This is a genomic window from Mucilaginibacter aquaedulcis (assembly GCF_030409325.1).
GTDB classification, from domain to species: Bacteria; Bacteroidota; Bacteroidia; order Sphingobacteriales; family Sphingobacteriaceae; genus Mucilaginibacter; species Mucilaginibacter aquaedulcis.
In genome coordinates, this window is the sequence record NZ_JAUFPR010000002.1 from 1,913,102 (window position 1) to 1,926,547 (window position 13,446).

Annotated in this window: 5 protein-coding genes; 2 read left to right on the plus strand and 3 right to left on the minus strand. The window is 42.3% G+C overall.

The genetic code is table 11. The features are described from left to right. Positions 1-480: 480 nt before the first annotated feature. Entirely contained in the window at positions 481-5,667 is a 5,187-nt protein-coding gene (locus QWZ01_RS12345; RefSeq protein WP_290323640.1) for an Ig-like domain-containing protein, read from the plus strand. Positions 5,668-5,672: 5 nt separating this feature from the next. Further along, positions 5,673-6,695: a PorP/SprF family type IX secretion system membrane protein gene (locus tag QWZ01_RS12350; protein ID WP_290323641.1), complete on the plus strand. Its 1,023-nt coding sequence runs from the start codon at positions 5,673-5,675 to the stop codon at positions 6,693-6,695. Positions 6,696-6,827: 132 nt separating this feature from the next. On the opposite strand, the gene QWZ01_RS12355 is transcribed toward QWZ01_RS12350, so the two are convergent. The 3 genes from QWZ01_RS12355 to QWZ01_RS12365 all read right to left on the minus strand — a co-directional run bounded on the left by QWZ01_RS12355 (position 6,828) and on the right by QWZ01_RS12365 (position 13,439). Continuing rightward, positions 6,828-8,477: a glycoside hydrolase family 32 protein gene (locus QWZ01_RS12355; protein ID WP_290323642.1), complete on the minus strand. Its 1,650-nt coding sequence runs from the start codon at positions 8,475-8,477 to the stop codon at positions 6,828-6,830. Between the two features lie 92 nt (positions 8,478-8,569). Then, complete coding sequence (locus tag QWZ01_RS12360; RefSeq protein WP_290323643.1) at positions 8,570-10,297, minus strand: RagB/SusD family nutrient uptake outer membrane protein; 1,728 nt, start codon at positions 10,295-10,297, stop codon at positions 8,570-8,572. Between the two features lie 13 nt (positions 10,298-10,310). Then, positions 10,311-13,439: a SusC/RagA family TonB-linked outer membrane protein gene (locus QWZ01_RS12365; protein ID WP_290323644.1), complete on the minus strand. Its 3,129-nt coding sequence runs from the start codon at positions 13,437-13,439 to the stop codon at positions 10,311-10,313. Positions 13,440-13,446 lie beyond the last annotated feature (7 nt).

Genomic DNA, 13,446 nt, shown 5'->3' on the forward strand with positions numbered 1-13,446 from the left:
ACATCAGTGGGTGGTTCACAATTTTTTTTCAAGTTTCAAAGTCCCTTCATTATTAAATATTTAAAAAATAAATTTGATAAACAAAACGAATTTCACATTTATAAAGAGTTGTAACATAACACTTTATTTATAATAAATATTTAAAAAAACGCTAAACCAATACCAATCTGAATAATCTTGTTTTGAACTAATGTGACAGATATGATCCTGATCTTTTGAAGCATAATTATCCAAGATTGACAGCCAAACACAATAAAACTATAAAGCAAAACTCAGAACATAAAACGTTTTGAATTTATTCCGGAGCAAAAGATATCCTATCTCCCTACTTCCGAAAAGAACCACTCTACCTACAATTTATTAATTAACTCCATTACGATGTAAAAAGTAATTTATATGAAGGTGCGTGTCTGTTTTCTTTTTTTTCTCCTGGTAAGTCTCCATTCATTTAGTCAGCCACCTTCATATAATTTAAGTATTGTGTCTTCACAACCTTCCATTTGTTCGGGTAGTTATGTAACGCTTACGGCAACTGTATCAGATAGTAACCATTCATTCAATTATTCCTGGAGCACCGGAGAAACTACTCCTTCCATAAGGATAAATAAAGCCGATACTTATACCATTTCGGTGTGGGATAATAATGGTGATTTTCAACCTTTATCAAAAAGTATAACTATTAATACCTCAATGGTTCCTGCCCCACCTGTTTCAAACGATCAGGTTGTTTGCCGGAACGGTACAGCCACACTTATAGCGACCGGAGCAGACGGCAGTGTTTATCAATGGTATGATGCACCGGTAGGAGGAAAGTTTTTGGCAACCGGCGCTTCCTATACAACACCTCAGCTTATAACTCAAACAGTTTATTATGTAGAAACTACTTTAGCCGGTTGTACCAGTGCAAGAACCCCCGTCAATGTTTATGTTGCCGGAAAGCCTTTCGGAACAGGCACAATAATATGTCCAGGCTATAATGCTACCTTATCCGCCAATGGTGCAGATAATTATACCTGGTACGATGCTGCTGAACATGGAAACAAGGTAGGTGAAGGATCAACCTTTACCACCCCTGTTCTGTTTAAAACAACCACTTACTACGTTGAGTCATCCATATATGGCTGTATCAGCAGAGTTCCGGTGACAGCCACGGTTTCCCCTTCTCCTCCGGCTCCGAAGGTTTCTGATATTACCGTTTGTCACGGATCGTCGGCCACATTGCATGCTGATGTACCTATAGGAATATTAAATTGGTTTGATGTTCCTGCCGGAGGAACATCATTAATATCAAATTCTGAGTTCACTACAGCACCACTAACAGCTTCAGCAACGTATTACGTTCAAACAACGGTAAACGATTGTCAGAGTGAAAGGGTTCCTGTTCATGTAAACGTTAATCCTGTTCCGGAAGCCCCTGCCCCAATTTTTACTTGTTCAGAAACTGAGGTAACGCTTACGGCCGCCTCTTCTTCGTCTGGTATCAATCAGTGGTATGATTTGGCAGTTGGTGGTAACTTACTTGCAACCGGTTTAACCTTTCATACCCCTGTATTAACCCATTCTACAACTTATTATTTAGCAAATAGTGCTTCAGGCTGTCCTGGTAATCGTATTCCCTATCAAATTATTATTACCCCAACCATACCACCTTCTGCTGCCGGGCAAATTATTTGTTCAGGATCCTCTGCCTCACTTACTGCTATCAGTGCTGATGGCGGAGCTGTAGAGTGGTATGATCAGGCAACCGCAGGCAAGCTCTTATCTAAAAACGCCATATTTACAACACCCCCTTTAACTGCAGATGCAACTTATTTTGTACAAGTAGCCCAACCAGGATGTGTTAACACAAGAACTTCCGTAAAAGTAACAGTTCTGCCGGCAGTGGTTGCTCCCACGGCTGCCTCAGTAACCATTTGCTCCGGAAACTCGGCTATACTTAAGGCATTTAGTAAAAGCGGTAATTATAAGTGGTACGATAGCGCCAGCAACGGAAAATTGTTGTCATCCTCACAAACGTTGGTAACACCTCAATTGAATGCCACTGTAATATACTATGTAACAACCAGTGAAGATGGTTGTGAGAGCCCGGCAACACCGGTAACTGTCACTGTTAATCCGCTTTCTGTTGCGCCATCAGCTAACGGAACAAGAGTTTGCGAAGGATCACCTGCTACGCTGACTGCCAACGCTCCACCCGGGACTAATATTGCATGGTATGATGCAGCTACCGACGGAACTTTATTAGCTTCTGGAAATACCTTCACCACGCCTGATTTATTCGAAACCATAACTTACTTTGCACAATATTCAACCGAAGGCTGTAATAGTGCCAGAACACCGGTAACAGTGATTGTTGATACTATTCCCGATATTAAATTTCTTTATCCTCCCGGTGGTTATGCCACAAATTATTCAAAGCTTATTACTCCTGCTGTTAAAAATGGCTCTGAAGGAAAATTTAGTGTTCAGCCTGAAGGTTTGGTTTTTACAAATACAAATACAGGTGAAATTAATGGTCGCGCCAGCAAACCCGGTAAATATACGGTTACGCGCACAAGCAATAACCCTTGTTCAGTTCCTTATAGTAGTTCCATTACCATTTATGAGCCGGGAGGTAAATTGACTTTTTTTTATCAAGGCCCTTACTGCAAGGATGGTGTAAATCCAAGGCCGAATATAGATTACGTTCCCAGTTCATATAGTTCTTCTCCCGGGCTGGTTTTTGTAGATCCGAACACAGGAGAGGTGAATTTAAGCGCGAGTACTCCAGGTACCTATACGGTAACCCGTATAATTAATTATAATGCTACCGTACAAACCTGCTCAATTACTATTAATGAAAAAGTATCTGTTCAGGCAGGAGACGATCAAAATGCAACCATTGGTCAGCCAATTCACCTGGCAGGTATCATTCACGGAGCTTCGGGCGGAAAATGGTCTGGCGGAGCCGGCTCATTTTCTGATGCTACCTTAACCGATGCCATATATACCCCGGCCGCTAATGAACGGCGTGTTGTACTTCGCTTAACCACAAACGATTCTGATGTTTGCGAACCTAAATCTGATCAAATGGTTATCACTATTCAACCAACTATTATTCCACCAACGGCTTCGGATGTTATGGGTTGTTTGGGCAGTCGATCCACTATTTTTGCGATAGCACCAAAGGGCGACATCCAGTGGTATGATGCTGCTACCGGAGGAAACTTGCTTTCGGTAGGTCCTAATTTTTTAACTGATCCACTTACCGAGACTACAACTTACTATGCGCAGGCAACAATTGGTGAAGTAGCCAGCGAGCGCATTGCCGTTAAAGTTATTGTTAACGCTCCACCCGCACCAAGCGCTTCAGGATTAACAGTGCAAACAGGGAGTACAGCAACCCTCACAGCCAGCGGATCATCAGGCACTTATGAATGGTATAACGCCCCAACCGGGGGCGATCTGCTTTCTTTGAAAAATTCTTACATAACCACTCCTTTAACAAATAACACATCCTATTATGTACAGACTACGGTTGATGGTTGCAGCAGTCGCAGAACTAAAGTGGACGTATCCGTATTGCCCTTACCCCAGATCGTTAGCTCATCTGCAGAAAATATTTGCAGCGGTTCTGAATTAACCTATAATATTACAGCTAACGTGGCAACCGCTGCCTTTTCCTGGAGCAGGGCTGCTGTAGCCGGAATTAGTAACCCGGCCGTAAATGATCAAAAAACCTCAATTATAAGGGAAACACTAATTAACCTCACCAACGCCCCGGTTAATGTAACTTATCTTATCACCTCTGGTGGCTCCGCGGATTCTCCATTCAGGTATGTGGTTACTGTTTATCCTAAACCAGCCTTTATTGGAAAAACCACGACAAGTATACCCAATGGAACCAGCAGCAATTTCCAAATCAAATTTAATATTTCCGAAATTACTTTTAATTGGAGCCGGCCAGCCATTAATGGTATCAGTAATGCGGGTATTTCAGGCCAAACCAGCTCCATAATATCTGAAACTTTATTCAATACCACCAACGCTCCAATTGATGTAACTTATGTATTGCAATATTCCCCAAACTGCACCGGTACTCCAATTACTTTAACAGTTACAGTTTACCCATCGGCTGTTATAACCAGTGCCAATAATGGCTTTGCATGCAGTAACTCACCCCAAAATTACATGATCACCTCCAATTTAGCAGACGCCACCTTTAGCTGGGAACGCGAAGCTGCACCCAACATCGCAAATGCTGCGGTAACAAATCAAACTGCATCTACTATAACTGAAACTTTAATAAATACTGGTTATAGTCCGGCTAATGTTTATTACGTTATTAGGCCTATTGCTCATGGTAAAGTCTATTCTCCTTTTATTTATAGCGTGGTTGTTTACCCTCGTACCCGCATCCCTGAGGCCAACAGCAATTCACCTGTTTGCTTAGGCAGTACTATTCAATTAAGGTCGCCTTTAGTTTCGGGAGCCAGTTATTTATGGATTGGCCCGAACGAGTATAGATCAACCCTGCAAAATCCGGATATACCAAATATAACCATAGCTAATGCCGGGGATTACAAGCTATTTATTACAATAAACGGTTGCACAAGCGAACCCAATACCATCCAAGTGGCAGTTAATCAACCTCCCCTGGCTGGTGCAGGACCCAACCAATCTGTTTGTGTTAATATTCCGGCTGTTAACCTATCCGGAACGGTATCCGGAGGTACCGTAACGGGGGTATGGAATAGCAGTGGAAACGGCACATTTTTCCCATCGAATAACAAGTTAAATGCACAATACATTCCGTCTGAACAGGACAGATCCTCGGGATCTGTGACCCTAACACTTACATCTACAAGTAATGACGATTGCCTTATCTCTACCTCTAACATGATTGTAAAGCTTGGGAAGTCACCCGGTGTTGATGCCGGGTCGGATATAGAAGTTTGCTCCCAAAGCACCACTGTTCCGCTGGCCGGTAAAGTCCTGATAGCAAGCCCCTGTAAATGGATAACCTCAGGAAGCGGCACCTTTTTGCCCGCCGCCACTAACGTCGATGCATCATACGTACCAAGCGCTGAGGACATTAAATCGGGTACCGTGAAATTAACACTTATGGCCATAACCAATGATCAGTGTTATATAACAACGGATGACCTTATGGTTAAGTTTATACAACCAGCCACAGTCAACGCCGGAGGGATAGTATATGTACTGAAAGATGAAAATTTAACTTTAAAACCTTTTGTCAGCGACCCCGATGTGCAGTATTTATGGACACCAAATATTGGTATAAGTGATAATAAAATAAAAAATCCAATAATTACCGGCGAAGCTGACAGGATTTATACCCTTAAAGTAACCAACAATCACGGCTGCACAAGCCAGGACATACTTCTTGTTAAAGTATCACCAAATTTAACTATACCCAATACGTTTACACCTAATGGCGATGGCATTAATGACTATTGGGAAATAAAGGGCCTGGTAGCTTACCAGCAGGCGGTTATTGACATATTTAACCGTTACGGAACCAAATTGTACCATAGCTTGGGGTATAGTCAGCCATGGGACGGAACTTATAATGGTCAGGCATTATCGCCCGGTACTTACTACTATATTATCAATACTAAAGTTAACAACCAAATCCTTTCAGGACCGATCACTATTTTAAGATAGCAGCCATGTTTAGTATAAGTAAAATATCATGCACCATTGTACTTACTCTGTGGGCACAATTGGTTTGTGCACAACAAAGGCCACAATACACCCAGTACGTTTTTAATAATTATTTATTGAATCCGGCGCTATCGGGCATGGAAAACTATACTGATGTAAAAGCGGGATATCGCAGCCAGTGGACTGGATTAGAAGGCGCCCCGGTAACAGGCTATCTGACCATTAATGCCCCGGTTGGAAAAAACTTTTTGCAAGGCGACGCCACTGCTTTTCCGGCTGGTGGAGGTCTTAACCCATCAAGCCGGTTGTATACTCAGCAATATCAAGCTGCAGAACCCCATCATGGCGTTGGCTTAACCATTATTTCTGATAAAACAGGCCCTATATCACAAACCTCCATCGATGCTACTTATGCGTATCACCTGGGGTTAACGGCAAAGCTCAATCTGGCAGTTGGCGTGGCGGCCGGATTTAGCCACAACGTGCTCAATCTTTCGCAAGTTACTTTGGTGAATCCACTCGATCCTGTATTTAATAACATCAACAATAACCAGTGGAAGCCTGACCTCGGTGTTGGGGTATGGGCTTATGCATCAGACTATTTTGCAGGCTTCTCTGTTCAGCAATTACTTCCTCAAAATTTGTATGTTACCAGTACTGATAATGCCTACCAAAACAAAACGGTTCCTCATTATTTTTTAACAGGGGGCTTTAAAGTTTTTTTAAATGATGACATAACCTTATTGCCATCGGTATTGTTAAAAATGATCAAACCGGTTCCCACCACGTTTGATATTAATATGAAATTATCTTTTCAGGATAGGCTATGGCTGGGAGGATCTTACAGGCGTAACGATTCATTTGCAGCACTCGCCGGTATCAATATCAGTTCATTTGTCAATGTGGGCTACTCCTATGACTTTACCACATCTGAATTAAGAACTGTGAGCAGCGGAACCCACGAAATTGTTATTGGCATACTGCTCAACAACCGGTACAAGGTTACCTGTCCTCAGCATACTTTTTAAAAGTATGGTGCTAATCAACTATCCTTTGCTAATCCGGATAAACCCTGATCTTCGATGAATATATCAAAGATCAGGGTAGCCTTGCAGTTTATAGATGATTGGTACTGGAATCATTTAGAAGTGAAACATTTTCTACTTCCAAATAGATTTTACGGAATAAACTTCCAGGTTTTTGATATCGATGTTATTACCCCAGAAATGAAATCCTTCGGTATTTTTCAAATTTGGTTTTCTTTCCATGGAAAAGGAATAAGCTCCCCCGTCAATAAATACCTCTATTGTGGTACGATCGATATAAATATCTGCTGTTAACTCCATACTGGTCATATCCTCGGGCGAATAGAAAGTTCCGTTAATCAAATTAAAATTCATATCATAATCAATAATATGCTGGCCAAACAGGTTTAACCCGGCGCTTGTGGCGTGCGAAAGTTTGATGGTTGTTTTAATGCGCAAACGGTCGCTTTGGTTATATTCCTTTAGTTTATCGTTAGCATCATTTTCTTTTAGATTGCCCCATTGGTTTAGCTTATCAAATAGTTGCTCAGTTTCCTTAACGGGTACGCTAAACAATCTTAGCCCATCTTTGGTAGTTCTCAACGTTAACTCAGTAGGTAATAACATCATTCCGTTAAAAGGCATTCCCGGATGACTAACCCTGCCCCAGCCAATTTGTATTCTTCTGCCATCGGCCTCGGGCATATTTGTGATTGTTTGGGCAGCATAAATTGTTCCGGTAGCAAAATAATGCTTTCCCGATTCTGGTTTAAAGGTTTCTCCATCAAACGAGCCTATCATATAGGTATTTGACGCGCCGTACATAACCCATTTTGTTTTAGTCTTATCTCCATCTATCGGTAATTCAAACAGATCAGGACATTCCCAAAAGCCGGTAACATGACTTTTAAAGGTCCAGTCTTTCAAATTGGTTGAGTTGTAAATAGAGTGCCCGTCACGCTCATTTAAAACCAGCACCCAATGATTACCTGGTTTGTACCAAAACACGCGCGGGTCCCTGGTATCCTGACTGTTCCATTTAGCTTTTGAATCAATCAGCGGGTTTTTGCTGTACTTTGTCCATGTACGGCCCTTATCTAAACTATAGGCCATACATTGTACCTGTTTGGCATCGGAATTAGCCGTATAAGTGGCGATCATGGCCGGCGTATTTCCACGATTAAAGCCCGCGGTATTGTTATAATCTATTACTGCCGAACCTGAAAACATAGTACCAATATTATCCGGGCTTAACGCTGTAGGCAGCTCCTCCCAATGAATCATATCCTTACTTACCGCATGCCCCCATGACATATTTTCCCATTCCTTTTCATATGGGTTATGCTGATAAAAAAGATGATATTCACCTTCATAGAAAATTAATCCGTTAGGATCATTTATCCACCCGCGGCGCGTTGTGAAATGAAATTGAGGACGGTTTTTCTCTTTGTACATTGAATCCTGCCCGGCTATTTTATCGTCCTGGTAAATTTTGCTTAAACCAGAACCATCACCATCATAGCTAATACTGATGGTTTTTCCTTTGAGGGTTGTCATATCGCAAAATACCCAATACTGAACCTCATCTTTAGCAAGCCTGATCTTGAATGATCGTTCTTCTTTGCCAGCTATCTTAAATTGCATTGTGCCCCTGCCCTGGGCCTGTGAAACCGGGAGATTAAGGTATCGCTTGGTTATTTTAATATTAATATCTTCTGCCAATAAGGCGGTTGATACGCATAACATTAAACAAATTGCGATGGTTGCTTTTAATTGAATTTTCATGTTTTTTCGCTAAAGCAGGATGAGTAGCCTCATCCTGCAGTGAGTTAAAGGATATTTCACCATGCCTGGCATTTAACCAGACTATTTACTGGTTACCAGCCCGGGTTTTGTTTGTATAATCCGTGGCTAAAGTTAATTTGCGCCTGCGATATTGGCAGGTATTCATCCCTGTTTTTAGTAAACCTTGCGCCAACCAAATGCGGCGTGCGTTTGGTTTCCGTTGCAAAATAGTTATTGATGTAGTCAGCAGCAATTCCCCATCTTACGAGGTCAAAAAAGTGGTAACCTTCCATGGCAAATTCCAGCCTGCGCTCAAACATCAGCGCCTGCATAGCGAAAGCATTTGTCCACGCGCAATTCACGCCTGGTTTGTAAATATCCATACGGTAGTTTGAGGTTGGAGTACCATCTTTTTGTTTTAGTAATGCTGTACTGTTCATGGCCCTTGTACGAATCATATTAATCAAAGGAACTGCTTCAATTTCTCTGCCCATTTGTATCAGGGCCTCAGCCTTTATCAATAATACATCTGCATATCTGATAATTTCCCAGTTTTTAGAGCTCGACATAAAAGGAGGAAAACGGGTAAAAGAAGGATCTGTATAGGCAACAGTTTCTTTCATGCTTAACAACGGCCCATAACTTTGCAGGTCGCGTGCCCATGCTGCATCGTAAACCAAGTTAGGCTGATATTTATACGGGTGACCAGGGATAGCTACCGTATGGTCAAGCCTTGGATCAAATGAGTTTGTTTTATAATCACCTGTGGCTACTACATCATTATCATTGAAAGTATTAAACTCCGGTAATCCATTTGCATCCGTTTTAAAGGCATTAACCATATTGGTACTTGGCGAATGAAATCCGCAGCAGCCATATTCGGCATTCATAGGGTAATCAAGCACATGACCCGCATCAGTCCGGCCTATTTGCGAGTTATCATTTTTGGAGTACTGAATGGCAAATACGCTTTCGCTTGAGTTATCAAACTGAGGCAAAAAGTTGGTTGCAAAATCGGGCGTGAGGCTATATTTTCCTGAGCTGATCACGCTATCGCAAAGGGTATTAACCTCAGCCAGTTTGGTTTTATCAATGGTGGTAACGTTATTTTTATCATCCTGGGCGTAGGCCTGGTATAATAATGTTTTAGCCAGGTATGATTGGGCGGCCCCTTTGGTAGCACGACCTACATCACTTTGAGTTGCCGGCAGGTTGGCCGATGCAAAACGGAAATCGTCGGCAATTTTGTTCCACAACTGATCGCTGGTTAACGCAACGTTTGAAATGGAACCATAAGTATCAGCAGATTTTTGAATACTTTCATCAACATAAGGGATGTGGTTGAACAGGATCTTTAACAGAAAATAAAAGTGGCCCCTTAAAAATTTAAGCTCGGCTGCTCTTTGAGTTTTTAAAGGATAAGCTGCCGCTGTTTGCCCCTCCACCAATTGCAAAGCGGTATTACACCTGGCTATACCAACGTATAATTGGTAAAACACAGCATCGCCAGAACCGTTTGTAACGGTGTTATTGATAAATGTTTCAAACTGATGAAACTCACCCACATCACCGGTACCGCCACCGCCTTTATAGGCATCGCCTCCGCGGATACTTCCATAGGCCCACATGCTGCTGAAAGGGATAAAAAAACGATCGTTACCAAGTGCCGAATAAGCCGCTATCACCATGGCATCGGTGTTTGCGGGTGTGGTTAAGTCTGACTGGGAAACCACAGCCTGTGGGGTTTCGTCCAGGTATTTTTTACAGGAAACAGCCGTTATACATAGTATAAAAACCGTAATATATTTAATGAATTTCATGTCCGTACTTTAATTAGTATGAAAAATTAATGCCGAGTGTAGTTATTGTTGGAATAGGGTAAGGATTTCCGGCTGTTTCCGGATCAGGACCTGTAAATGAAGATGTTTTAAAGGTTAAAAGGTTGCTGGCCTGGATAAACACGGTTGCGCGCTGCAGCTTGCTGCCTTTAAAGGCGTTCTTCAAATTGTAGGCTAATTGTATGTTCCTTAACTTTAAATAAGAGGCACTTTCCAGGAAATAGCTTGATGGACGCGCCTCATCATTATTATTAACCAGCGTTAATGCCGGAATGGTTGATGAGGTATTTTTAGGTGTCCAGGCATCAAGCGTTCTTAAGCCCCAGTTTGATCCGGATGCAATAGAGGTGAAATCGGTTAAATATTTGAATGAGTTATTAACTACCCCTCCTTTTACCCCCTGGAAGAAAAATGATAATGACAGATCTTTGTAATTTACAGTGGTGTTTAAGCCATAGGTAAAGTCAGGAGCAGTATCGCCAATATAGCGTTCATCAGCAGGGTTGATCACTCCGTCACCGTTAACATCTTGGTAACGGATACGGCCTAAACCTTTTCCCGGCTGAGCGGCCGAATTGGTAACCTGATCTGTAGTGGTAAACAGGCCATCAGTAATATAACCAAATTGAGATCCGGGCGACCGGCCAAGGATAGTTTCAGTAGTACCATTACCCGGGAAACCATTAATAGCTGCGGCAGGTAGCTTAGTGATTTTAGCACGATAGAACGATATATTACCAGTAACGCTGAAAGAAAGATCAGATGACAGTTGACCGCTATAAGAAACAATCGCATCCAAACCCTTTACATTTTCTGAGGCTCCGTTAAAATACTCATTTCCACCCTCGCCCAAGATAGCCAGGTAAGGCGGGTTAATCAGGATGTCTGTAGTGGTTTTATTGTACACATCAACAGAGCCTGAAATTTTGTTGTTAAACAGGCCAAAATCTAAACCTAAGTTGGTTTGTGTAGTAGTTTCCCATTTCAGGTTAGGGTTACCTGTTTGCGTAGATGTGAAACCTGAAGGAAGTGTTCCGGAATTGGCACCAGTTATATCATAGGCACTTCCGCTATCAGAACCGCCCGGGCTTTGGCTGCTGTAAATAGCCTGGTAAAGAGAATAAACCGCGTTATTAGCTATATTCTGGTTACCGGTTTGCCCCCATCCAAACCTCAGTTTCAGATCGGATATGGAAGGTACATTGTTTTTCAGGAAGTTTTCCTGGCTTATTCTCCAGCCTACTGAACCGGCAGGGAAATAAGCATAACGGTTATTTTGCCCAAATTTAGATGAGCCGTCCCGCCTGATGGTGCCCGAAAGCAGGTACTTATCATCAAACGAGTAGTTGGCTTTGGCAAAATATGAAAGCAAGGCATCACCGCTGCCACCACCATGAGCCTGTATATTTTTGGTGCCCACACTTAAATAGGCGTAATTGATATCGGCGAGGGTTAATCCTTCGGTGCTGCCGTTCAGGTTTTGATAGCTATTCTTGATATTCTCTTCGCCTAACAGAAAATTGATGCGGTGTTTTTTAAGCGTAAGATCATAGGTTAACTGATTTTGAAAAGTTTGAGAAAGCGCATAATCGCTTGATTGTCCCGCTATGGTACGCGGATCAGACAAAAAACCGGCGGTGTAAGGTATTTGTAAAGACCGGTAATAATTGCCCGAAAGATCAACAGCGTAGGTGGTTTTGAAATGAAGCCCGTTCATGATCTCGAAATCTGCAAACGCATTACCGAATACCCTGCCAAAAGTGTTGGCGTTTTGTTTATTCGCTTCAATGATCCTGTAAGGGTTATCGCGATCATCCATACCTGCTATTGGCCCGCCCCAGCCAATTCCATCAACCGTATGCACAGGAATGATTGAATTTTCGATGTAGGAAAGATTGGTTATTGATCCTGTTGGTAATATCTTATCTCTAAAATAGGTAGCCGATAAGGTTTCGCCAATTTTTAAACGTCCTTTAAAAAGATTATACTGGCTGTTGTACCTCGCAGTATATTTTTTACTGCCTGTTTCCCTGATGATACCTTTGCTATCATAATAACCAACAGAAAACAGGGAGTTACCTTTTTCGGTACCGTTTGATAAACTCAGGTTATAAGATTGTAACAGCGAGGTTTGTGATATGGCATCAAACCAATCTGTATTTGCCGACTTCATGGTTTTGGCAGCATCAAGGTACTCGCTGATGATCACTTTATTAAGGATTGGATTACTGTTGTCATGGTTCCAGTCAAACGTATAAACCCCACCAAACTCCTTTGGATCAACCGGCTGATTGTTTACAAAATTAGGCCCGAACTGATTATCGTTTACCTGTGCTTGCCAGTAAGCCTGACCATGTTGCGTAGCATCAAGCTGTTTAGGCCTGTTGGTATAGTATTGCAGCGAAGTGGACGCGTCAAAATCAATGCGTTGTACGCCAGCTTTTCCTTGCTTGGTGGTAACAATGATAACACCAGCGGCCGCTCTTGAACCATAAATACTGGTAGCTGACGCGTCTTTCAATACCTGGATAGACTCAATATCGTTCTGGTTTATTTCCTGCAAGCCTCGCTGCGTAGGGATTCCGTCAATAATGTATAAAGGGTCATTGTTATTTAGCGTAGTAGTTCCGCGTACCCTTACGGTAACACCGCCATTAGGTGATCCATCGGCAAAAATGGTTAAGCCAGCCACGCGGCCCTGCAAAGCTTTCATGGCATTACCCTGCGGTATATCCTTGATCTCCTTAACATTTACCACCGAAACAGCACCTGTCAAATCCTTCTTTCTTTCGGCAGTATAACCTGTAACAACAACCTCGTTCAAATCATTGGAACCAGGCTGGAATTTTACTTCCAGATTGTTACTGGCATCGGTTACCTTCAGTTCAATGGTTTTATAGCCCACAAAAGAAAAACGCAGTGTTTGCCCAGTGGCGGCCTGGATCTTGAACTTGCCGCTAACATCAGTTACTGTTGATTTTTGTGTTTCGGCCACTAAAACAGTAACACCGGGAAGTACCTGCGATTGGTCATCCTTAACCACGCCCTTCAGTTCCCTCGTTTGCGCATACGCCCCGCTTGCCAGTATGACAAGTAAGGAGCAAAAAAGTAATAATTTTCTCATATTGATT